This window comes from Pseudoalteromonas sp. LC2018020214 (genome assembly GCF_016598755.1).
GTDB lineage: Bacteria > Pseudomonadota > Gammaproteobacteria > Enterobacterales > Alteromonadaceae > Pseudoalteromonas > Pseudoalteromonas distincta.
Genome location: NZ_CP066804.1, coordinates 2463562 through 2487319, shown reverse-complemented (window position 1 = coordinate 2487319; position 23758 = coordinate 2463562). Strand labels below are relative to the sequence as shown.

Below are 23758 nucleotides of genomic sequence, written 5' to 3'. Positions count from 1 at the left end.
TGCCTTGCCTAAAGACCAAACAGTCTGCATAAATTAAATCACCAATGATCAACACGCCCTTAGATTAATACGCGCCTTACTTAGGCGCTTCTCTGCTAAATTACGCCCCCTCCAGATAATACACGCCCGATATCAGCTTAAGTTAATTATGTTTGTGTCATTATATTAATGAGCAACAATACTTAATCAATTTGAGGGATTAAATTCGGCGTTAACTGCGTTAAACATTTTGATATACGACTGCATGGATGCAGAGGCAATTAGTGATAAGAACTAAATAACGAAACTTTTGCCTTGTTATCAACACTATTTTCTTGTCTTAAATAGGTTACTTAATTAAGCGAATTGGTATTATTTTATTAGTTTTAAAATAGTCATTGACCTATGTGTTGCACCTAGGTTTATTATGAAGCTACTGAAACACGACGGAGCTAAATTATGTATGTTAAACAACTCGCCAAGTTAATGGGCGTGACTGCCGATACTGTTCGTCATTACACACGAATTGGGTTACTTCATCCAATACGCAGTGAAGAAAATGGTTATCAAGAATATACAAAGCAAGACCAGCAGCGTTTAAAGTTTATTATTAGCTCTCGTCAACTTGGTTTTTCACTCAAAGATATTCAACACATTATAGGCGAGTCAGAGCAGGGGAATTGTCCTTGTCCGTTAACGCGTAAACTCATTACTAAACGCCTAGAAGAAACCGAAGCACTATTTCAAGAAACATTAAAATTACGAAACAGAATGCATGCAGCTCTGGCGCAATGGGATACATCAGCCGATGGTGCAAATGCCAGTGACGTATGTAGTTTAATAGAATCTTTTGTTGATCCAATAAACGATTCTGCAAATAAGGAGCAGCGTAATGACGACTAATACAAAAGACACCGCGCAAAACTTTATTATTGAGGGTGCTAATTGCGGCAGTTGTGTGGCTAAAATTGAAAAAGCCCTTAATAGCGTGCAAGGCGCGCAAAACGTGGAAATGAACTTTGCACAGCGTACTGTCCGTGTAGAAGGTAAAGCCCGCGAAAGCACGCTTATTAAAGCAGTCGAAAACATTGGTTATTCAGCTAAGCCAATGAGTAACGAGTCTGATCAAGATGCACTTGATGAAAAAGCAAAGTCGGATGAGGCACATTATAAAAAGCTAATGCGTAATATGATATTAGCGTTAGGGGTCGGTGCGCCGTTAATGATATACGGGCTTATTTTTGACATGAGTGTGACCACCGACACACAACGAATAGCCTGGTTTTTAGTGGGTATAGTCACGCTTGTGGTTATGGCTATATCAGGTAAACAATTTTACAACGGTGCATGGCAGGCATTCAAAAACCATGCTGCCAATATGGATACATTAATAGCGCTTGGTACAGGTACTGCGTGGCTGTATTCAATGTTTGTGGTAATAGCACCAAACTTATTACCACAAGTTGCAAGACACGTATATTTTGAAGCATCATCGATGATCATCGGTTTAATTAGTTTAGGGCTCGCTTTTGAAGTAAAAGCACGTGGGCGCACCTCACAAGCAATTAAACGCTTAATTGGCCTGCAACCAAAAACTGCACGCGTAATTCGCGATGGTCAAGAGCAAGACATCGACATTAGTGATGTTGTAAAAAATGATGAAGTACGCGTACGCCCGGGTGAAAAAATCCCTGTGGATGGCGATGTTATTGAAGGCAGCAGTACGGTTGATGAGTCAATGCTTACTGGTGAGCCAATGGCTGTAAGCAAAAAAACGGGCGATAAAGTCGTTGCCGGAAGTATTAATAAAAGTGGCACTTTATTATTTAAAGCCACGCACATTGGTAGCGAAACCACACTTGCCAATATTATCAATATGGTAAAGCGTGCACAAAACTCAAAGCCATCAATAGGGCGCTTAGCTGATGTTATATCAGGAATATTTGTACCAACGGTCATGATTATTGCAGTACTTGCGGGCCTTGCATGGTTAAACTTTGGACCTGAGCCATCAATTGCTTATGCCGTTGTTGCGGTTACCACTGTACTTATTATTGCTTGTCCTTGTGCGTTAGGACTCGCAACCCCTATGTCAGTTATGGTGGGTATTGGTAAAGCTGCAGAGTCAGGAATATTAATTCGAAATGGTGAGTCGCTGCAAACAACATCTAAAATCACCACCATGATTTTAGATAAAACAGGCACTATTACTCAAGGCACACCGCAAGTTACCGATGTAGTTACCTTTAATAACAGTGATGAAAATACAGTAATGCAACTTGTTGCAAGCCTTGAAAGTAGCTCAGAGCATCCACTGGCCCAAGCAATTACGGCACACGCTAAAAAGCAGGGCTTAGCTTTAAGTAAAGTAGCCGACTTTAACGCAATTACAGGTAAAGGTGTCACTGGCAGTGTTGACGGGCAAACATTGTTGTTTGGCAATAAAGCGCTAATGGATAAATACAACGTGGCCGTTGATGATGCAACCGAGCAAGCTCAAACACTTGCCAGTGATGCTAAAACACCCATGTATTTTGCAAGTAATAATAAGCTCCACGCTATTATTGCAGTAGCCGATCCAATTAAAGAGGATTCAGTTGAAGCTATTAAACGCCTGCAAGATAAAGGTATCCACCTAGTTATGCTAACAGGTGACAACAAAGCCACTGCACAAGCCGTTGCTAAGCAAGTCGGTATTGATGACTTTATTGCAGAAGTAATGCCCGATGACAAAGTAAACGAAGTAACAAAACGCCAAGCAAACGGTGAAATAGTGGGTATGACAGGTGACGGTATTAACGATGCCCCCGCACTTGCGCAAGCGGATGTAGGGTTTGCAATTGGCACAGGTACCGATGTTGCAATAGAAAGTGCAGACATTACCTTAATGCGTGGTTCGTTACATGGCCTTGCTGATGCAATTGCAGTGAGTAATGCAACTATTTCAAATATTAAACAAAACCTATTTGGTGCCTTTATTTATAACGTGGCGGGTATTCCGATTGCAGCCGGCGTGTTGTATCCATTTTTTGGCATCCTACTTAACCCTGTTGTTGCAGGTGCAGCTATGGCACTTTCATCGCTTACAGTGGTAAGTAACGCTAATCGCTTACGTTTTTTCAAACCAAATAAATCGTAATTTAAGCTAAGGAGTACATTATGTTGATGATTAATATAGGTGGTGCACTGTTAATAGCTGCAATTATTTATTGGTTTTGGCTATACAAACCAGAGCAAACACAAAGTGATGACAACAAAGAAACAATAGTCGTTGATAACGGTGTTTATAAGCCAGGACACATTAAAGTGGCAGCCAACAAAGAGGTTGTACTTACCTTTGATAGAAAAGACAGCGCGCCGTGCGCCGAAACCGTTGTATTTCCACAGCTTGATATAAGTAAAACGCTGGCAATGGGTGATGGCAATACAGTTAAACTACCTGCGCTTGAAGCCGGTGAGTATGACTTTCATTGCCAAATGCAAATGTATAAGGGCAAGCTAGTTGCAGAGTAATCTGAACTAAGTAGGTGTTGGGGTCGTATAGTTGCCTTATATAAGCTGTATAAATAGATGAGTAGGAGTCGTTATACTCAATGAATAAACTAAACCCTAAAAAATTATTGAATAGTAAATGGACCGCAACACCTGCTATAAATAAAGAAAAACACTTCATTATTGTTGAGGTGGAATTTGATGAAGATGGCAACGTAATTGAATGTATTACCGAGGCTGTTATGTCAAAAAATCAATATCCAATTAGTTGGCGAGATTTAAAAGATAACCAAAAGTGGTTGCAAGGGTGGAAGTAGTTTAAATCTATATAATTTACCTCACTCCAATAGCTGGCACACGATGTAGGTTTGCTTAACTCAAGCGAACCTATATTTTACGGCGCATTAAATTATGAGTTTAATGCTACAACTTAGCTTTAGCATTGAAACCTTCCTAAATAAATTCGCCATTTGGCAACAAAACAGTTAATTTCAAAATATCCTTCCAAAATTATTTATAATAAATTTCAAAAACAATGTAACTTACTGATTATAAGTAAATTAATTATTTAATAGCCGCAAATAAATCCGATGTAATTTCCATGTTCATATTCAGTTTATTTTGAAGACTAACTCAAACGCCCCCCTTATTGGCTTTTTAGCAAAAGTGTGTCTTTTTAATTAAACTTAACCAATTGATTTTCATAGGTTTAATCTTTTTAATTAAATGGCTGTTGCTAAATAGCAACAACAACACCTCCCCAAATTAAGCTTTTCTCGCTTTGCATCATTTAACTCATTGTTTTTAAATGATAAATAAAAAGTGGCACCGAAGTTGTAATACATAGAATGTATTAAGCAAAACGTGATGAAAGCCAAAGGCCTTAATCGCAACAACCCAATGAAGGAATACTATTATGAAAACATTTCAATCAACATTAGTACTAATGGCGCTAGCTTCTTCATCAGCGGCTTTTGCAGCAACAGATTTTGATACGCTAGACGTAGATGGTAATGGCGCAATCAGCCAAGCCGAAGCTTCAGTGGATGCTGAGCTTTTAAGCAAGTTTGAAGAACTCGATACTAACCAAGATGGTGAGCTATCTGAAGATGAGTTTTCTAAGGCCTAAAATTAAAGCCTTAAGCAGTTAATGCTCTGTGATGTTATCTAAATTCTGAGTTGCCAAAGACAACCTAAGTAGGCAAGGGAGCCTACTAAAAAGAATAACCAGGATGTGACTAGAGAGCACTATAGAGCAAATTTATTTAGGACACCGCATACTTTTGAAGGATTAAATTATGAGAAAGCTACAATCAACATTTGTACTTATAGCTATTGTTTCTTCGTCAGTAGTATTTGCAAACACAGACTTTGAAACACGCGATGCAGACGACAACGCTTCAATTAGCCAAGCTGAAGAATCGGCGCAAGTTATAGAGCAATTTGACGAGCTGAATGTTCAAAGTAGCGGTGGTCCGACAGAAAATGATTTTTTTGAATATTAATTTATAGACACTTTACTCCTAAAGGATCTTTGAAAAGGACTTCTTACCCCTAATCAGGCCCAAAGCCTAAGGAAACGATTATGAAAACTTTACATAAAACTCTAGCACTTGTAGCCCTAGCTTCTTCTTCAGCGGCGTTTGCTGCGGTAGATTTTGATTCTTTTGATACAGATGGCGACGGCGTAATTAGCAAAACAGAAGCCCAAGTAAACTCGCAACTAGTACAGCTTTTTGATCAATTAGATACAGATGGAAATGGCGAGTTATCTAAAGAAGAGTTTTCGAAGGTTCAGTAATAAGCTCTATGTAGAACCTTACCAGTCATACTCACAAAGCAGCTAAGTAATTAATACTTAGCTGCTTTTTTGTGCATTTAATTTAATATATTACTATTTAGTCACCAAAGTAGTGCAAAAGTTGAGTTTGAATAGTGTCAAGTTACTGATTGTTAAGTTATTTTATTGTTGGTTTTAAACTTGCAAATCTATTTATAACTTAGGTTAATGAGTATTTAAAATGGCGCGAATGAGTTATATCAGTAGTGTTGAACGCTACCACGAATATGAGCATGTAATACACAGTTTACTTGAATCTATTTTAATGAGTATTGAGGACGGATTAACTAAAGAACGTGATACTCGCTATCTGATTAAGCAGTACCCATTTTTAGAATTACAATATTGTTTAAATGCAGAAGGTTTGCAGCAGGGTAATAACGTCTGCTTTAAACGCGCATACAGCAAAAAATTAGGTGAAAGTGGTAATCAACAAGATTTAAGTGAGCGACCCTATTTTTTGAACGCTAAAGCAAGTGATAAAGTGTGCTTTACTGATCCCTATATTTCTATAGCGACTAACCATTTATGTATATCGGCGATTAAAGAGCTAAAAAAACCAATTAATAATCAGCATTACTTGGTCGTTGATGTGAGCTTAACGCAGCTTATTGAGTTTGTAATGGGTGATACTGCGCGCGCTAATATGTCGCCTTACTTCAAAGCGGGTTACGGTATTATTGTGGCGTGCTTATTTTGTTTAGTATTATTTCTACTAAATATCGTTTTTAGTGATATATACGCGCTATTAACTCATGTAGATACCTCATCAGACCCACTTGAACCCTTTAGTATCATTATTTACATCACCCTAGCATTAGCAGTATTCGATTTAGGTAAAACAATACTCGAAGAAGAAATCCTTATGCATAAGGATATTTTTAGGCACTCGTCTACGCGGCGCACTATTACACGGTTTATCTCTACTGTGTTGATTGCTATATCAATTGAGGCGCTGTTAACTATGTTTAAAGCGGCGTTGGGGCAATCGGAATATTTAATGCCTGCCATAGCGATGATGCTGGCAGTGGTAGGGCTTTTAATTGCACTGGCTATTTATGTTTATTTAGGGGCAAAAGCCGAAACGCTATTAATGCGCGCTCGTTTAAAACAAAAATCCTCCAAGTAGGAGGATTTTTATATTACATAACTCTATTTAATAGCTATTTACTGCTTATCTTGCGCGCGTTTGGCTTTAAAGTCAGACTCGCTCGTCCACTTTGGCCAATCGCCATTGTTTGCAAGTTGAGTGGCTATATCAACAATAAGATCTATATCTTGCTTAACACCACCTAACGACCAATCAGCTGAGTAGTCGTCTGCTTCTTTATGGTATTTATGCGCAATGTACTCAGGATCGGTATCACCCAGACTCATAAATAATAAACTAGGCACACCTTGCTTAGAAAGCGAGAAATGATCAGATCTAAAAAACAAGCCATTTTGCGGGCGAGGGTCCATTTTAACAACACGGCCTTGTGATTTTGCAGCCTTTGCTAAATAGTTTTCCATTGTCGATAAATCTTTACCGTATTGTAAAATGTAGTCAGTGCCATCAAGCACGTTCATGCCATCAATATTTAATAGACCGACCATTTGTTTTGTAGGTACAACCGCACCCGATGCAAATTCTTCAGAACCAATTAACCCCGTTTCTTCTGCTGTAAAGTTAGCAAAAATAATTGAGCGTTTAAATGGTTTTTGCTTGTTCATTTCGCTCATTATACGTGCTATTTCAAGCGTGGCTGCAGTGCCTGAAGCGTTATCTACTGCGCCATTATAAATCTTAGGGCCAGTATCAGTTTGTTTAGTACCAAAGTGGTCCCAGTGAGCGCTGATAACAACGTATTCGTCAGGTGATTCGCTACCTGTAATTTGTGCAACTACGTTATGCGATTTGGCATGTGATACTTCGTTTTTAAAGGCAAGGTTTGCTTTTAAGTTAAGTGGCGTCGCTTTAAAGTCATCATTTAATGCTGCTTGTTTTAAATCTTGGTAGTTAAGCTTTGCGGCGTTAAACATTTTCTCAGTCGCATCAAGTGTTAGCCAGCCCATAACCGGTAATTTTGATGCGTTTAAATTGTTATCCATTAACGTGTATTTAGTGCCGGTGTTTGAACTTTCAACTACGCCCCAAGGGTATGCCGCAGGTGCTGTTTCATGAACAATAAATACAGCCTTTGCACCTTGGCGAGCGGCTTCTTCATATTTATAAGTCCAACGACCGTAGTAGGTCATTGCATTACCAGTAAAAAGGGCGTCGTTTTGAGTAGCAAAGCCTGGATCGTTAACTAGCACAACCACAGTTTTACCAGTTACATCGATATTTTTATAGTCATTCCAGTTATATTCTGGTGCATTAATACCATAGCCAACAAATACAACGTCAGAATTGCGTACATCAATTAATGGCTGAAGTTGCTCGGTACGTGCGGTAAAGTCTTTACCTGACTCAAAGCTTAAATCACCTACCTTTAACTGCATATCCTGATTAGCTGTCACCATTGCCATTTTTACAGGCTGTAAGTATTTACCTTTATAAGCACCGGTTAAACCCAGCGCTTTATATTGCTCGCTTAAGTAGCCTACGGTTTTTACTTCACCATGAGTAAGCGGGCCTCGGCCTTCAAAGTCATCAGAGGCTAGCGTTTTAATATGCTGTTTAATATTGCTAAGGCTTACACCTGCTGTATTTTCTAATGGAGTTTTCTCGCTTGCAGGCTCTGAGCAGCCAAAGAGTGCAACTAGCAAGCTGAGGCTAGCGCTTTTTATAAGAGTAGATGCCATAGTCTTCATATTGTTATTTAATTAGGCTTTCAATATAAAGGAAGCACCGCAGCGATGTCGAATTTTTATAGAGAACTTTTCATTCAATTGCAGATTGATTTTATAAGGCGTATAAATAACGAACAATCTAAAGGAGCACATAATGGGCCAATGTAAAAAAAGTGGGTATTTATTTATAGCTAGTGGCATTGCTTTTTTTGCTGCTGCAATATTAGCTGAGCAGGAGACATTTTTTGTGCTGTCTGCTTCTTTTATAATACTGGGCACTATAAGTATAAAAAAAGCGATTGAATAACCGCTTAGTTTTTTTAGCTAAATATAAAGTTTAAATACAATACTTGGCACTAAAAGCAAAAAACCAGCATTAGCTGGTTTTTTTGCATAAGTTGCAGTTAGCTTTATGCGTCTGCAAGTTTTACGCGGATCTTACTTTTATCAACAGTAGATTGGTTAAGTGCAGTAATTGCGCTTTTACTTTCTATGTCGTTTGGCATTTCTACAAAGGCAAAACCTTTAGATTGGCCAGTTTCTTTATCAAGTACCAAGTTACAGGTAGTCACTTTACCGTGCTCTGCAAATAAAGTACGAAGCTCATGCTCAGTGGTAGCACGAGACAAGTTACGAACTAATAGTTTCATAATGAACCTAAATAATTATGTCAGTATTAATTATCTCAAGTAACTCAGGTTTAACCTAATTTTATTTTAAAACAAATATAAATAAACACTCTATAGAAATATTTTTTTGTATCACTTTGAAAATAATAGATTTTATAATTAAATTTGAAATATCAGTAAATTGGTAATATTAATTGGTAATTGAGTTGTGGTTATTTGTACAATAAATTGGTAAATTCATATTTAATTAACTTGCTATTAACTACAGAGCTACTCATGTCTAAATATACCCTTAAACCGTGCAATACAGTTACAGCTATACTTCTATCTTGTTTAGTTGCTGGTTGTGGCAGCTCAGGCTCTGATACTACGGTACAAAATAATGAAGCGATTTCTTCACAAACTCCTGCAACAATTGCTGGTAACACTCTAGGTGAAGTTATTAGCGATAGTAATGTTGCAATAACAGGCTCGTTAACTATTACGGATCAACAATCAGGTGAAGCTGCTTTTGTAGCACAAGAAAATAGCGCTACAAGCTATGGTTTTTTTAGCTTAAATGCTGGTGGAGATTGGTCATACACACTTGACGATTTAAACGCATCAATAACATCTTTAAGTGAAGGTGAAACACTACAAGATACAATAACAGTAAACTCTGTAGATGGTACTAGCGCACAAATTATCATAACAATTGTAGGTGCACCAATAGCTCAAGCTGATGGCTTTGAGAAAATATCACACGTTTTATTGCGTTCAGATGGCGTTAATTCGGGGCTTGACGCATACACACTTATTGAAAATGCCTTCGGCGAAGGGTCAATTGAATCTCCAGACCTATATGCTGGCAATCATCAAAGTGTTGTCCATATTCTTGAAGATACCGATACGATAATTGGTAACCATTTTGTCTTTTTAGCTCACCGAGATGATGACCAAGATAAAGACAAAGGCGTAAGTGATAGACAACGTAACGAAATAAAGACCTACGATAAATCACCACAAGAAACACTGGCGTTTGAGGGTGAGACATTTCAATATAGCTGGAAATTTAAAGTAAGCAGCGAGCTTGAGCTTACGAGTAAGTTTAGCCATTTTTTTCAAATAAAAGCCCGAAATGATAGCAACGACGACACCAATGGTAATGACGACCAGCCTATTATCACGCTCTCTGGGGCTCAAAAAAACAGCACAGGTAATCAGTTGCAAGTGCGATATAGTGCAGGCTTTGATGAAAACGGTAACAGCACAGGGCTTGATAAAAACCTCATTGAAACCGACTGGTCACTCATTACAGATGAATGGGTCGAGGTATTTGTACAAGCTACATTTAGTGAAAATGGTAAGCTTGATATGACATTAACGCGCTTAAGCGACAACGCAGAGATATTTAATATAAGCGAGCAAAACATAGATATGTGGCGCGGCTTTAGTGATGATGATTTTGCTCGTCCTAAGTGGGGAATATACCGCTCAATTGTTGAAACCGACAGCCTTCGCGCTGATGAAGAGCGTGTTAGGTTTGCTGATTTATCTATTACAAAAGGTAAGATAGCGCAGTAAGCTATTTTATCAATTAGCATGAAAAAGCCGTTAATGATTATGCATCATTAACGGCTTTTTTAATTTTTTGAGAAAGTGATTACTTCACTTCTTTACCCGCTGCTTGTTGATCAGCATGGTAGCTTGAACGTACAAACGGGCCAGAAGCCGCGTGAGTAAAGCCAATTTCGTCTGCATACGCTTTTAAGCCGTCAAACTCTACTGGTGGCACGTAGCGCTTAACCGGTAAGTGATGCTTAGAAGGTTGTAGGTATTGGCCTACAGTTAGCATGTCAACGTTGTGAGCACGTAAATCGCGAAGTACTTCTTCAATTTCGCTAATTTCTTCACCTAAACCAACCATTAAGCCTGATTTAGTTTTTACTTCTGGGTGAGCTTCTTTAAAGCGACGAAGTAACTCTAATGACCATTTATAGTCAGCACCTGGACGAGCTAGTTTGTATAAACGTGGCGCAGTTTCAAGATTGTGGTTAAACACATCTGGTGGCGTCTCGATTAATATCTCTAGTGCGCGGTCCATACGACCACGAAAATCAGGTACTAAAATTTCGATAGTAATAGTTGGATTATGTTTACGAATCTCGCGAATACAATCGGCAAAATGCTGTGCACCACCATCACGTAAATCATCACGATCAACTGAAGTGATTACAACGTAGCTTAGCTTCATATCTTTAATAGTAAGTGCTAGCTTTTCAGGTTCAGTGGCATCAGGTTTTAATGGGCGACCATGAGCAACATCACAAAATGGGCAACGACGAGTACAAATTGCACCTAAAATCATAAAGGTAGCTGTACCGTGGTTAAAACATTCAGATAGGTTAGGGCACGAAGCTTCTTCACATACCGAGTGTAAGCCATGCTTACGTAGCGCTTTTTTAATACCGTCAATACGATCGGTTGATTTAGGTAAGCGAATTTTTAACCATTCTGGCTTACGCAACATTTCAGTTTTTTCTGTAGGTAAAACTTTTACTGGGATCAACGCCATTTTTTCTGCGTCGCGTAGTTTTACACCTGGTTCCATTTTGACTGGTTTATTCATTCGTTTTCAAACCCTTCAGTATGCTTAACCTGTGTTGCATTAAGCTTCTTGATCATGTGTTTCACCAATCCTTCACCCGCACTTTCTAGGTTTTGAGGACCATCTAATTCTTTAGTTTGCACCATATTCATGCCCGCATAACCACATGGGTTAATGCGTAAAAATGGACTTAGGTCCATGTTAACATTTAATGCTAAGCCATGAAACGAGCAACCACGACGAACCCTTAAACCAAGGGATGCAATTTTACTGTCATTAACGTATACACCTGGTGCATCAGCTTTAGCATAAGCTTCAATACCATACTCGGCGAGTGATTCAATAATGCACTCTTCAAGCCACGTAACCAGTTCACGTACACCAATCTTTAAACGACGTAGATTAAATAATACATACATCATTTGCTGGCCAGGGCCGTGGTAAGTTACTTGCCCGCCACGGTCAACTTTTATCACCTCAATGTCGCCAGGAGCTAGTAAGTGTTCGTCCTTACCAGCCTGACCTTGGGTGAATACACTCTCGTGCTCTACAAGCCAAATTTCATCTGGCGTATTTTCATCACGGGTGTCGGTAAAGTCCTGCATTTTTTGCCAAATTGGCATATAACGCTGACGACCCAGTTGGCGTACGATCAAAGTGTTTTCGTTCACAACAAATCTCAACTATGGATTAAAGCATGTGGCGTACGTCATCAATATTGCTGATCACGTTGTAAATTTCTTCAATGTGTTTGCCACTAGTAACTGTTGCTACAAGGCTTACTGACTCGTAATTACCTTTGCTGCTTGGTTTTACTTTAGGGGCGTAATCGCCAGGTGCTATTGGTTGTAACTTAGCTAAAATTTGATCAGTTAAGTTTACGTTAGCTAAACCCATTATTCTGAATGTAAATGGGCAAGGGTACTCTAGGTACTCATCAAATTTAGTATCTTTAACAGGTTGAACCACGACGGTGACTCCTCATACAAAAGTGTGGACTCTATGCAAGCTTGAAGCTTAATACAGATAGGCAATTAGCAGTCTTGCTTATATGGGGCGCATTCTAACATTTTTCAAGCAAAAAAAAACGCCTCACAGTGGAGACGTTTAAATTAGTTACCTAGTTAATAGGGGAGATATAAATTACTGCATGATCTGTAAGCGTAAGTAATCATAAATTTTGCTAAAGAAGCTGCCTTCTTCCACTTCTTCAAGTGTAACTAGTGGGTATTGAGCAATATCTTCGCCCTCTAGTTGTAAGAATAACGTACCTACTTTAGTACCTTTAGCAAGTGGTGCTTCAAGCGTATTATCTAGCTCAAAGTTAGCTTTAAGGTTTTTATGCTGACCACGTGGGATAGTAATTGGTGTATCTTCTAAAATACCTAAAGATACGTTCTCTTTGTTACCCATCCAAATACGTTGTTCTGCAAAGCTATCGCCTGCTTTGTACGGCGTAATCGTTTCATAAAAACGAAAACCATAGTTAAGTAGCTTTTTACTTTCTACTTTACGCGCTCGTTCGCTTGAGGTACCCATAACAACAGCAATTAAACGCATATCGTTTTTAGTTGCTGAGGTAACTAGGCTGTAACCAGCTTCTGATGTATGCCCTGTTTTAATGCCGTCAACATCTAAGCTTTCATCCCATAATAATGAGTTACGGTTATATTGCTTAATGCCGTTATAAGTAAATGACTTTTGCTTATAAAGTGCATATTCATCTGGCACATCACGAATAAGAGCAGCACCAAGTGTCGCCATATCGCGTGGAGTTGTGAAGTGCTCGTCAGTATCAAGGCCGTGGCTGTTGATAAAGTGACTGTTGCTCATACCTAATTTAGCAGCATGGGCATTCATTAAATCAGCAAATGCGCTTTCGCTTCCAGCAATATGCTCAGCCATTGCTACACATGCATCATTACCTGATTGAATAATAATACCGTGGTTAAGCTCATCAACACTAATTTGCTTACCTACTTCAATAAACATCTTTGAAGATTCTGGAAAGTTTTTAGCCCATGCTTTTTCGCTTACCGTTACCATATCGGTAGTGGCAATATTACCTGCTTTAATTTCAGTACCAATTACATAACTGGTCATCATTTTAGTTAAACTTGCAGGTGCAAGCTGTGTATCGGCTTCACCTTCAGCAATAACTTTACCTGTTGTAAAGTCGACTAAAAAATAACCTTTCGCATTAACTTGAGGTGGTGCCGGAATAATTTGGGCGCTGGCTGAGAATACGGCGGCTGTACAAACTAGGCCGCATACACCTTTGAGGATTTTATGTTTAATAGATTTCATCATACTCATTAATGGTTAAAGTTAAAGATTCGCGTTACGCCATTCTAAAGGCCTTACTGAGTGTAAAGCAAGAACGCGTTTTGAAATTGATTTTCTTTTAATTTTTTTAATACTTCGTTTGCATGAGGGGTATCTTTTATTGGCCCTAAATGCAGTCTGTAAATATCGTCTTTTTGCACAATATTTGTTGGTAATTTGTATTGTTCTCGCAATGTGCTGGCAAGTGCTTCAATATTAGCAAGTGTACTACCTGCAGCTACCTGAATATAGGTTTGACGCGCAGTTGCGCCCGCAAGCGTAACGGCCTCTAGCTTAACCTTTGCTGTACCATGGGTGTAATAGCCAAGCTTATAAGCTGCTGCGTACGAAAGATCAATTATTCTATCGTCATGAAATGGGCCACGGTCGTTCACGCGTACGATTACCGATTTACCATTTGCTGTATTGGTTACTTTAACAAAGCTAGGTAGTGGCAGCGTTTTATGCGCTGCGGTCATGGCAAACATATCATACGTTTCACCATTTGAGGTGTGATAACCATGAAATTTACGACCATACCAAGAGGCAATGCCTTCCTCACTATAACCCGTCTCATCAAGCATGGGCGAATAGCTTTTACCAAGCACTGTGTATGGGCGGCTTGCGCTGGCACTTTTAGTTACTTCGGTAACTATAGCGTCTTGCATTTCAAGCGTAGTAGGAGCTCTAAGTGGTGCTGCATCATGACGCATACTATAACGGCTACTTGGCCCACTACTACAAGCACTTAAAAGTAAAATTAATAATGTAGTAAATATAAACTGATTCGTGTGTCGCATTATTTTAAAAGCATCCTTTTATCTGTCGCGATTGACATAATAATGCCAAAGCCTGCCATTAACGTCACCATCGACGTACCACCATAACTAATCAGTGGTAAAGGTACGCCTACAACAGGTAATAAACCCGATACCATGCCTATGTTTACGAATACATATACAAAAAAGGTGAGGGTGAGTGCGCCTGCGAGCAATTTACCAAATGCATCTTGTGCATTAACAGCAATGTATAAACCACGACCAATAATAAATAAGTACAGGCTAAGTAAAACACATACGCCGAATAAGCCAAATTCTTCGCTTAAAACCGAAAATATAAAGTCGGTGTGGCGCTCTGGCAAAAACTCTAATTGCGATTGTGTACCAAGCAACCAGCCTTTACCTTCTATGCCGCCTGATCCAATAGCAATTTTCGATTGAATAATATGATAACCCGAACCAAGCGGATCGCTCTCAGGGTCTAAAAAGGTGAGTACACGTTGTTTTTGATAATCGTGCATACCGTAGTGCCAAAATGGCCATGCAGCAAGCGCTACAATCGAGCTTAAAAAGCCTATTAAACGCCAACTCAAACCAGACAAAAATAATACAAATATACCTGAGCTTGCAATAAGTATAGCGGTACCTAAATCGGGTTGTTCTTTAATTAATAATGTAGGGAGCATTACAATCATAAAACCAATAATTAAATGTAGCGGGCGAGGTGGTAAGTGGTTTCTACCTATATACCAAGCTACCATCATCGGGACAGCCAACTTCATTAATTCTGCAGGTTGAAATCGTGTCACCCCTAAATTGAGCCAACGCTGCGCGCCTTTTGAGCTTACTCCAAATAAAAGTACACCGACTAGCATTAATAACCCAACGCAATAAAGTGGGATCACTAACCGCTTTAACGTGGCAGGCGAAAACTGTGCTAAAACAATCATAGCAACAATCGCACCGCCCATGCGGGTCATGTGCCTAATCATCATAGAAGACTCTTGCCCGCTTGCGCTGTAAACAACCATTATGCTGCCAGCCATCATTATAAGTAGTGCAATAAGCAGCGGTAGGTCTAGGTGCATACGCATCCAAATAGAGCGTTTATCGTGCAAAGCGGTCATGGTGTCTCGTTCCTTGCAAGATTAACAGGGTTGGCTGCAAAGTAGTAATCCATAAGTTGGCGAGCTATTTGAATGCCGCCGTGGTTGTTTTCTAACACAACAGAAACCACAATTTTAGGATCGCTATAAGGTGCAAAGCCTACATAAATTGTATTATCGCGTTGGCGCTCTTTAAGAGATTCTGCATCGTAGCGTTCACCTTGGGCAATACTAACTACTTGCGCGGTACCGGTTTTACCAGCCGAGTCGTAGTTAGTCCCTTTAAATGCTTTGTGGGCTGTGCCTGATATTTTTTGTACTGTATTATGCATTGCATCTAACGATACCTGCCAATGGCGCGGATCTTTTAAAATAACTGGGGGTTTTTCTTCGTTGTTAATTTGCGTTATGTCGTTATCTTTTTTTATCACTTGCACCAAATGAGGTGGATGATTAATACCACGATTAACTAATATGTTAGTTGCATTTGCAATTTGAATTGGTGTGGCAGTCCAGTAACCTTGGCCAATGCCTACAGAAATTGTATCACCGCGCCACCAAGACTCTTTAAAGCGTCCTTCTTTCCATTCTTTTGAAGGTAGAATAGCAGTAGTTTCTTCGTGAATATCAATACCTGACAAATCACCGTAGCCAAAACGGGCCATAAAATCGCTTATTTTAGTAATGCCTAATCGATAAGCCGCATCGTAAAAATAGGTATCACACGACTCTTCAATGGCTTTATATACATCTACATGACCATGGCCCCAACGTTTCCAGTCACGCCATTTGTGTTCAACATTTGGAATTTGAAAAAAGCCAGGATCCCACATTGATGTTGACTCATTTACTATATTTTCTTCAAGCGCTAATACTGCCATTAAAGGCTTTACCGTAGAGGCCGGCGCATAACGACCTTGCGTAGTACGGTTTATTAATGGCCGGTCTTGGTTAAGCAGCGCTTTATAATTTTTGCTGCTAATGCCGTGTACAAATAAGTTTGGATCGTAACTTGGGTTTGAATAAAGTGCCAGCACGCCACCATCTTTGGCGTCCATAACTACAACAGCGCCACGCATATCTTTTAGCGCGTGTTGTGCTATTTGTTGCAAGCCCACGTCTAAAGTAAGTACTAAGTCACTACCAGGTTGCGGTTGGGTCATGCTCAGGGTGCGAATTACACGGCCACGGTTATTAACTTCTACCCGTTGTGAGCCTACTTTACCGTGCAGTGTTTCTTCGTAATATTTTTCTATGCCGAGTTTGCCAATATCATGTGTGGCGCGGTAATTGGTTGCACGGTCTTCTTGTTCTAATTGGTTTAGCTCTTTTCTATTAAGCTTGGCAACGTAACCGAGCGCATGCGTTAGTGTGTCGCCAAATGGGTAGTAGCGTGCAAGGCGTGCCTCAATGCTAAAACCAGGGAATTTATGTTGATTAACCGAAAATTTCGCCACTTCTGTTTCGTCTAAGCGGGCTTTTAATACTTGTGATTTAAAACGGCGGGTGTGTTTTATATCTTTTAAAAAGTCTTGTTTTTCTTGCTCTGTAATCGCAATTATTTTACTTATTTGATCAAGCGATTCGTCAAGGTCGTCTACCTCTTCGGGGATGACCTCAAGGTTGTAAACAGGTTTGTTTTCAGCAAGTAGCACACCGTTACGGTCGTAAATTAAACCACGGTTGGGTGCAATAGGAATAACTTTAATGCGGTTATCGTTGGAGCGGGTTTGGTAGTCTTGGTGATCTTCGACCTGAATGGTATAAAGATTAGAAAGCAATACTGCGACTAATCCTAATACAAAAACAAAACCCACGAATGCTCGCCTAGCAAATAAGTTTGCTTCTGCGGAGTGGTCACGAATAGTGGGTCTATGTTTTAGCATGGCAAGGGGTTACTCGCGATGATAAGGATGGTTGTTATTTAAGCTCCAGCCTCGGTAAAGGCTCTCTGCAACAATTATACGCACCAAAGGATGCGGCAATGTTAAATTAGATAACGACCATTTTTGCTCAGACGCTGCAATACACTCTGGAGCAAGTCCTTCAGGTCCGCCAATAAGTAAACTTACATCGCGGCCATCGAGTTGCCATTTTTCCATATTTTTAGCAAGTTGGTGAGTATCGAGTGCTTTCCCTGTTACCTCTAACGTTACAATACGATTGCCTTTTGGAATAGCCGCTAATGTTTTTTCACCTTCAATGTGTAAAATACGCTTTATATCTGCATTTTTACCACGTTTACCGGCTGGAATTTCGATTAACTCTAGCGCCATATCTTTAGGGAAACGGCGCTGATATTCTGCAAATCCCGTTTCTACCCATGCTGGCATTTTAGTACCAACAGCAATCATTTGTATTTTCACGTATTACTTCCAAGCATTGTCTAAAATGAGTGAGCGTTTAGCCCCACAGTTTTTCTAGATCGTAATAGCTACGTGCTTCGTTTTGCATCACGTGTACAACCACATCACCTAAATCAACCAGTGCCCATTCGCCGTCGCCTTCACCTTCATAACCTAGTGGCTCTGAATCTGCATGACGCGCTTCTTTTGCTAAGTGATCGGCAATTGACTGTACGTGGCGTTTAGAAGTACCAGAACAAATTACCATGTAATCTGTAATATCTGATGTTTCAGTTACGTCAATATGAACGATGTCACGCGCTTTCATATCGTCAATTTTGTCCATAGCAAAGGCGAGTAGTTGTTTTGAATCCAAGGTTTTGTCTCAATTTAAAAATTTAATGGCGCGCATTTTAACACGCTAGGAGTTTTTAAGCATCAATTTGATAGAGCTGATGCACTTCTATGTAATGACTCACTGCGTCGGGCAATAGTTCATTCTTTTTATTACTTTTTTTTAGCTGCTTGCGAATTGTACTTGAGGCTGCATCGAGCATTTCACCCGGTAAAAAATAAAGTTTACCTGCAAGTGAGTGTTTAAGTGCCGCTACTTCGCCAACATTTGCGTGTTGCATATAGCTTTTGAGCTCACCTTTTACAGTGCAATGTTGAGCAGGGCGCTGGTACACCACAATATGGCAAAGCTGTGTTATTGCCTTCCACTCAAACCACTTATCGAGATTGTTAAACGAGTCCATACCAATTAAAAATAAAATAGGTGTAGTGGGGTGCTCTTTACGAAGTTCTTGCAAACTAAGTAGCGAATACGATGGACCAGCTCGGTTAAGCTCTCTTAAATCGAGTTCAAAATGAGGATAAGGTGCAATGGCTGCGTTTAGCATATTAATACGGTGCTGAGTACTAATTCCCGGCGCTGCTTTATGTGCAGGGAGTGCACAGGGCATAAAATAAAGCGTATCTAAATTAAACGCATTAACGCATTGCTGCGCCATATTTAGATGGCCTAAATGGACGGGGTCGAAAGTGCCACCAAAAATTGCGATCATTTAACACCCATTATTTATTAATTAACCGCGTGGCAAGGCATAGGAATGTTGAGCGGCTGGCAAAATTTAATACAAATATGAGCAAGCGCTTGGTAAGGTGCAATTAAATTACCTTGCTTGTAACTGGCATCAAACAACGCAACATCACTGTTTATTTGTTCTAGTGTGTGCATATTTAAACGGTTAATTGCGTTTTGAACTGGACCTTGTTGGTTTTTCCAAATTGCTTTTTGTTTAAATAAACTTGCTATAGGTTCGCCATTTAATAAACCAAGTTGCACACTTATAAGTGTATTAAGCTCTTTGGTTATAGCCCACAAAATACTCACCACTTCGGTGTTATCGCTGGCAAGTTTGTTTAGTACTTTTATAGCTTGTTTAGCGTGGCCATTTAATAGTGCATCGCTTAAATCAAAAATATCAAACTTGGCTTGATTTAACAGCCCTTGCATAACTAGTTGCTGAGTAATTAATGTATTGCCGTGCAGTAGCGAGAGCTTTTCAAGCTCCTGAAAACAGGCTAATAAGTTGCCTTCAGTGGCATTTATTAAGCTTACTTTGGCGTCGCTTTGCATATTAAGTGATAAACGTTGGCATTGCTCATCAAGCCATCGTTTTACATGAGAGCCCGTAAGTGGGTAGCAAGGTACGAACACGCCTAGTTTATCAAGGGCTTTAAACCATGCACCGCGTTGTACTTCTTGACTGGCTTTAGCGCCTTTAACAATTAAAATAGTATCGGGATTAACCAGCTCAACTACTTTTTTAAAGGTATTGCTGCCAATAACGCCTGGCTTTTGTTGGTTTAAATCAAGCTCAATAATAGTGCGGGCGCTAAACAGCGACATGCTCTGATACTGGGCTATGATTTCTTGCCAATCGAATCCTTGCATTAAAGTAAATTTAATTACTTCATCAAAACCTTGTTGCTTAGCACAGTCGCGAATTTGTTGTACGCATTGCGCTTCTTGAAAAGGCTCTTCACCAAATACTAAATAAAAGGGCTTTAGCCCTTTATTTAATTCATTCGGTAGTTGATTAGCGTAGCAGCGCATTATAGTTGCGACAGCTCTCTAACAATACGACGACTGGCTTGCTCACGAATCTCGCTAATGAGTAGCTCAAGCTCTTTTGCTTTTGCTAATGCATGATCCGGATCGTCTTGGTAATTACGATAAAGCTCAAAACGTTTTTCTATCGCTTTTTCACCTGGGAGTTTAACTACATACGACACGCCATAAGCAAGTTCGTATTCAGCAACCTGACCATTTTGAAACAGCGAAAGTGTTTGGCGTTCAATACTTTCTTTGCGTAAATACAATTGGGCTTTATCTTTAGCTGACGATACTAGCTCTACGTTACTCGCTTTAAGCTCTTTTTTAAGCTCAGTAAATAAAGTCGATTTTTCATCATCGCCTACAAGTGTTAGCTGTTTTAAGTTATCAGGCAAGCTAGAGGCTTTTTTTAAATGAAAGCCACAGCTTGATAACAAAAAACAGACTAGCACTAAGGCTAGTCCATTTTTAATGGCGTTAAATGCAGCCATATTAGTTAGCTACCACGTTAAGTAGTTTACCTGGTACGTAAATGATTTTACGAATAGTTGCGCCATCCGTAAATTTAGTTACGTTAGATTCCGCAAACGCAAGGGCTTCTACTTGCTCTTGAGTGGCATCAGCTGCAACCGTTAACTTAGCGCGAAGCTTGCCGTTTACTTGAACGATGATTAGTTTTTCATCTTCAACAAGTGCCGACTCGTCAACTTTTGGCCATGCTGCATCTAAAATCTCGCCTTCTTTACCAAGCTCTTTCCAAAGCTCATGTGATAAATGCGGAGTAATAGGTGCAAGCATAATAACTAATGCTTCAAGTGCTTCGTTAGCAATCGCTACATCTTGTTTGTCGCTCAGTGGTGCTTTTAATAACTTATTAGAAAGCTCCATAATGGCTGCAATAGCGGTGTTAAAGGTTTGACGACGTTCAACATCATCAGTCACTTTAGCAATTGCTTTGTGTAAGTCGCGACGTAGTACTTTTTGCGGGTTAGTGAGCGCTGATTTATCAAGTGCTTGGTAACCTACTGTTTTAACATCTACTGCGTATTTCCATACACGTTTTAAGAAGCGATGTGCGCCTTCAACACCTGAGTCTGACCATTCAAGCGTTTGCTCTGGTGGTGCTGTAAACATCATAAATAAACGCACTGTATCTGCACCGTATTGGGCAATTACTTGTTGTGGGTCTATACCGTTGTTTTTAGACTTCGACATTTTACTCATGCCAGATGAGAATACCGACTCACCGTCTTCTTTATGCCACGCTTTAGTTACGCGACCCTTGTCGTCGGTTTCGGTATTTACATCGCTTGGCGAAATCCATACATCGCCGCCTTTTTCATCTTTACGATAAAATGTTTCAGCAAGCACCATACCTTGACAAAGTAAGCGGTCGAACGGCTCGTCTGAATTTACTAAACCAAAGTCACGTAATAATTTATGGAAAAATCGCGAGTACAATAAGTGTAAAATAGCGTGCTCAATACCACCAATGTATTGGTTTACTGGTAACCAATAGTTAGCAGCCGCTGGATCTAGCATGCCTTCGTCGTAGCGTGGGCTACAGTAGCGTGCGTAGTACCAAGATGATTCCATAAAGGTGTCAAACGTATCAGTTTCGTGAAACGCAGGTGCGCCATTTACTGTTGTTTTAGCCCATTCTGGGTCTGCTTTAAGAGGTGACGTTACACCGTTCATTACCACATCTTCTGGTAAGCGAACTGGTAGCATATCTTCTGTTGCTGCAAGTTCTTTGCCTTCTTCGTCGCTAAGCATTGGGATTGGAGAACCCCAATAACGCTGACGGCTCACACCCCAGTCACGTAGACGGAAGTTTACTTTACGCTCCCCAACACCGAGTGCTTCAAGCTTGTCGGCAATAGCTTTAAACGCAGCGTCAAAATCAAGACCGTCAAATTCACCTGAATTTACAAGTACACCTTTGTCGGTAAATGCTTCTTGCTCAAGGTTTACTTCAAGATCTGAGCCTTCAACCGGTGCAATTACTTGTTTAATATCTAGGCCGTAAGCCGTTGCAAATTCAAAATCGCGTTGGTCGTGTGCAGGTACCGCCATAACAGCGCCTGAGCCGTAATGCATTAATACAAAGTTAGCGACCCAAATTGGTACTTGCTCGCCCGTTAATGGGTGAGTTGCGTAAAAGCCTGTTGCTATGCCTTTTTTCTCCATTGTTGCCATGTCTGCTTCGGCAATTTTGGTGTTTTTGCATTCTTCAACAAACATTGCAACAGCATCGCTATTTTTAGCGGCTTCTTGTGCAATAGGGTGACCACCAGCAACAGCAACATACGTAACACCCATAAAGGTGTCTGGACGAGTTGTGTATACGCTAAAAGTTTCGTCGTTATCGGTGCGTTTAAATTCAATATCACACCCTTCAGAGCGGCCAATCCAGTTACGCTGCATTGTTTTAACTTGCTCTGGCCAATCTTCCAACTTGTCTAAATCGTCAAGCAGTTCTTGTGCGTAGTCGGTAATTTTAATAAACCACTGTGGAATTTCTTTTTGCTCAACCACAGCGCCTGAACGCCAACCGCGACCGTCAATAACTTGCTCGTTAGCTAATACTGTTTGATCCACTGGATCCCAGTTAACCGTCGACATTTTTTTATACACTAAGCCTTTTTCGTAAAGCTTAGTGAAAAACCACTGCTCCCACTTGTAGTATTCTGGATGACACGTCGCAATTTCGCGATCCCAGTCATAACCAAAACCTAATTGCTTAAGCTGTGTACGCATGTAATCAATATTTTCGTATGTCCACTTAGCAGGTGCTGTTTTGTTTTTAATAGCAGCGTTTTCTGCAGGTAAACCAAACGCATCCCAACCCATAGGTTGCATTACGTTTTTGCCTTGCAGGCGCTGGAAACGAGAAACAACATCACCAATGGTGTAGTTACGTACATGACCCATATGCAGTCGACCACTCGGATAAGGAAACATAGAAAGGCAATAATACTTTTCTTTGCTCTCATCTTCAGTGACTTTAAATACCTGGTTTTCTTCCCAGTAGCTTTGTACTTTTGACTCTATATCTTGCGGGTTATATTGCTCTTGCATCTATGGTTCCAGACTTCTTGCAAACTAATAAAAAATTGCCATTAGGATACCCCAAATAAAGTGCTATTCACAGCGTCAAAAACGCGGTTTTGATAAATTCTAACCTTCAGTTCAGGTTAACCTATACTTATCTAAGTTATAGGGTGATTTAACAGCAATTTTGAAGGAGTAAAAAATGGCAGATTATAAAGCATGGCTTGGCGATTTAACCAAATGGCTAAAAGATGTAAAAGATCATGAAGTAAAAGACGCAGTTACTCGATTTGTTGAATCTGAGCAGGCACTTAAAGATTTAGGGCAAGAAAGATACGCTTTATATAAAAGTTATTTACAGCGCGATATAGAACATGTCCAAGAAAACGAATCGCACTATAATTCGCTTGCATGGCAAGAGCTTAAAGAATCATTATGGTTTGAGCTTTCGCACATAGAAGATAAAACTCAGCTTGAGTGGCAATCTCTTAGTCAAGATTTTAAGCACAATGGTGTGTATCACGCAGGCGAATGGATAGCCATGGGCACATTAGTATGTAAGAATTGCACTCATAGTTACGATGTTTATCACGCGACACAAATTACACCGTGTATTGAATGTGATGGAATCTATTTTAGTCGTAAGGCGCTGCACCCTTAAATATAAGTATTAAGTGGCTGCGGGCCACTTAATACGCCCAAAGGCCAGCGAATATGTTGGTAAA

Annotated in this window: 26 protein-coding genes; 11 read left to right on the top strand and 15 right to left on the bottom strand. The window is 39.9% G+C overall.

Features of this window, described 5'->3' with window-relative positions; all coding sequences use genetic code 11:
• Positions 1 to 438: 438 nt before the first annotated feature.
• From JG479_RS11035 to JG479_RS11000, 8 genes are all read left to right on the top strand, one after another.
• Positions 439 to 882: a MerR family transcriptional regulator gene (locus JG479_RS11035; protein WP_024595963.1), complete on the top strand. Its 444-nt coding sequence runs from the start codon at positions 439 to 441 to the stop codon at positions 880 to 882.
• Positions 872 to 3118, top strand: a complete 2247-nt coding sequence (locus JG479_RS11030) for a heavy metal translocating P-type ATPase (RefSeq protein ID WP_200219303.1) — start codon at positions 872 to 874, stop codon at positions 3116 to 3118. The genes JG479_RS11035 and JG479_RS11030 overlap by 11 nt, the downstream gene beginning before the upstream one ends.
• A 20-nt stretch (positions 3119 to 3138) precedes the next feature.
• Positions 3139 to 3492 carry a cupredoxin domain-containing protein gene (locus JG479_RS11025; protein ID WP_008134637.1) on the top strand — a complete coding sequence of 118 codons (354 nt, stop codon included), beginning with the start codon at positions 3139 to 3141 and terminating at the stop codon, positions 3490 to 3492.
• Between the two features lie 80 nt (positions 3493 to 3572).
• On the top strand, positions 3573 to 3788 hold the full coding sequence (locus tag JG479_RS11020) for a TIGR02450 family Trp-rich protein (RefSeq protein ID WP_002958506.1): 216 nt from the start codon (positions 3573 to 3575) through the stop codon (positions 3786 to 3788).
• A gap of 599 nt (positions 3789 to 4387) precedes the next feature.
• Complete coding sequence (locus tag JG479_RS11015; RefSeq protein WP_007585535.1) at positions 4388 to 4600, top strand: calmodulin; 213 nt, start codon at positions 4388 to 4390, stop codon at positions 4598 to 4600.
• Positions 4601 to 4769: 169 nt separating this feature from the next.
• On the top strand, positions 4770 to 4976 hold the full coding sequence (locus tag JG479_RS11010) for a calmodulin (protein ID WP_200219294.1): 207 nt from the start codon (positions 4770 to 4772) through the stop codon (positions 4974 to 4976).
• A gap of 80 nt (positions 4977 to 5056) precedes the next feature.
• A complete protein-coding gene (locus JG479_RS11005; protein ID WP_024597051.1) occupies positions 5057 to 5272 on the top strand; it encodes an EF-hand domain-containing protein in 216 nt (71 codons plus the stop codon).
• A 220-nt stretch (positions 5273 to 5492) separates the two neighbouring features.
• Positions 5493 to 6440: a PDC sensor domain-containing protein gene (locus tag JG479_RS11000; RefSeq protein WP_024603579.1), complete on the top strand. Its 948-nt coding sequence runs from the start codon at positions 5493 to 5495 to the stop codon at positions 6438 to 6440.
• Positions 6441 to 6478: 38 nt separating this feature from the next.
• On the opposite strand, the gene JG479_RS10995 is transcribed toward JG479_RS11000, so the two are convergent.
• On the bottom strand, positions 6479 to 8098 hold the full coding sequence (locus JG479_RS10995) for a M28 family metallopeptidase (RefSeq protein ID WP_200219291.1): 1620 nt from the start codon (positions 8096 to 8098) through the stop codon (positions 6479 to 6481).
• A gap of 142 nt (positions 8099 to 8240) precedes the next feature.
• On the opposite strand from JG479_RS10995, the gene JG479_RS10990 reads away from it, so the two are divergent.
• Positions 8241 to 8393 carry a hypothetical protein gene (locus tag JG479_RS10990; RefSeq protein ID WP_165744026.1) on the top strand — a complete coding sequence of 51 codons (153 nt, stop codon included), beginning with the start codon at positions 8241 to 8243 and terminating at the stop codon, positions 8391 to 8393.
• Between the two features lie 103 nt (positions 8394 to 8496).
• On the opposite strand, the gene JG479_RS10985 is transcribed toward JG479_RS10990, so the two are convergent.
• Entirely contained in the window at positions 8497 to 8736 is a 240-nt protein-coding gene (locus tag JG479_RS10985; RefSeq protein ID WP_002958513.1) for an RNA recognition motif domain-containing protein, read from the bottom strand.
• Between the two features lie 255 nt (positions 8737 to 8991).
• Between JG479_RS10985 and JG479_RS10980 the strand changes: the two genes are divergently transcribed.
• The gene (locus JG479_RS10980; RefSeq protein WP_200219288.1) at positions 8992 to 10278 is read left to right on the top strand and encodes a VCBS domain-containing protein; all 1287 of its coding nucleotides are present in this window, start codon (positions 8992 to 8994) and stop codon (positions 10276 to 10278) included.
• 79 nt (positions 10279 to 10357) lie between these two features.
• Here JG479_RS10980 and lipA read toward each other — a convergent pair whose 3' ends face one another.
• The 13 genes from lipA to leuS all read right to left on the bottom strand — a co-directional run bounded on the left by lipA (position 10358) and on the right by leuS (position 23060).
• Positions 10358 to 11323 carry a lipoyl synthase gene (gene lipA, locus JG479_RS10975; protein WP_002958515.1) on the bottom strand — a complete coding sequence of 322 codons (966 nt, stop codon included), beginning with the start codon at positions 11321 to 11323 and terminating at the stop codon, positions 10358 to 10360.
• Positions 11320 to 11973 (bottom strand): lipoyl(octanoyl) transferase LipB, encoded by a 654-nt coding sequence (gene lipB / locus JG479_RS10970; RefSeq protein WP_010554695.1) that lies wholly within the window; start codon positions 11971 to 11973, stop codon positions 11320 to 11322. The genes lipA and lipB overlap by 4 nt, the downstream gene beginning before the upstream one ends.
• Positions 11974 to 11992: 19 nt before the next feature.
• Positions 11993 to 12271 (bottom strand): DUF493 family protein YbeD, encoded by a 279-nt coding sequence (gene ybeD / locus JG479_RS10965; RefSeq protein WP_002958517.1) that lies wholly within the window; start codon positions 12269 to 12271, stop codon positions 11993 to 11995.
• Positions 12272 to 12445: 174 nt separating this feature from the next.
• Complete coding sequence (locus tag JG479_RS10960; protein WP_002958518.1) at positions 12446 to 13609, bottom strand: serine hydrolase; 1164 nt, start codon at positions 13607 to 13609, stop codon at positions 12446 to 12448.
• Between the two features lie 53 nt (positions 13610 to 13662).
• A complete protein-coding gene (locus JG479_RS10955; protein WP_200219286.1) occupies positions 13663 to 14427 on the bottom strand; it encodes a septal ring lytic transglycosylase RlpA family protein in 765 nt (254 codons plus the stop codon).
• Positions 14427 to 15533: a rod shape-determining protein RodA gene (rodA, locus tag JG479_RS10950; protein WP_002958520.1), complete on the bottom strand. Its 1107-nt coding sequence runs from the start codon at positions 15531 to 15533 to the stop codon at positions 14427 to 14429. The genes JG479_RS10955 and rodA overlap by 1 nt, the downstream gene beginning before the upstream one ends.
• Positions 15530 to 17398, bottom strand: coding sequence for a penicillin-binding protein 2 (gene mrdA / locus JG479_RS10945; RefSeq protein WP_200219284.1), 1869 nt, complete (start codon positions 17396 to 17398; stop codon positions 15530 to 15532). Before mrdA ends, rodA begins: the two co-directional genes overlap by 4 nt.
• Positions 17399 to 17407: 9 nt before the next feature.
• Complete coding sequence (gene rlmH, locus JG479_RS10940; protein ID WP_002958522.1) at positions 17408 to 17878, bottom strand: 23S rRNA (pseudouridine(1915)-N(3))-methyltransferase RlmH; 471 nt, start codon at positions 17876 to 17878, stop codon at positions 17408 to 17410.
• Positions 17879 to 17915: 37 nt separating this feature from the next.
• A complete protein-coding gene (gene rsfS, locus JG479_RS10935; protein WP_002958523.1) occupies positions 17916 to 18233 on the bottom strand; it encodes a ribosome silencing factor in 318 nt (105 codons plus the stop codon).
• Positions 18234 to 18288: 55 nt separating this feature from the next.
• On the bottom strand, positions 18289 to 18924 hold the full coding sequence (gene nadD / locus JG479_RS10930) for a nicotinate-nucleotide adenylyltransferase (protein ID WP_197121849.1): 636 nt from the start codon (positions 18922 to 18924) through the stop codon (positions 18289 to 18291).
• A gap of 17 nt (positions 18925 to 18941) precedes the next feature.
• On the bottom strand, positions 18942 to 19979 hold the full coding sequence (gene holA, locus JG479_RS10925) for a DNA polymerase III subunit delta (RefSeq protein WP_200219282.1): 1038 nt from the start codon (positions 19977 to 19979) through the stop codon (positions 18942 to 18944).
• A complete protein-coding gene (locus JG479_RS10920; protein ID WP_024594704.1) occupies positions 19979 to 20470 on the bottom strand; it encodes an LPS-assembly lipoprotein LptE in 492 nt (163 codons plus the stop codon). Before JG479_RS10920 ends, holA begins: the two co-directional genes overlap by 1 nt.
• 1 nt (position 20471) lies before the next feature.
• Positions 20472 to 23060 carry a leucine--tRNA ligase gene (gene leuS, locus JG479_RS10915; RefSeq protein ID WP_200219280.1) on the bottom strand — a complete coding sequence of 863 codons (2589 nt, stop codon included), beginning with the start codon at positions 23058 to 23060 and terminating at the stop codon, positions 20472 to 20474.
• A 175-nt stretch (positions 23061 to 23235) separates the two neighbouring features.
• Here leuS and JG479_RS10910 point away from each other — a divergent pair, with 175 nt between their 5' ends.
• Positions 23236 to 23694, top strand: a complete 459-nt coding sequence (locus JG479_RS10910; protein ID WP_002958528.1) for a zinc ribbon-containing protein — start codon at positions 23236 to 23238, stop codon at positions 23692 to 23694.
• Positions 23695 to 23758 lie beyond the last annotated feature (64 nt).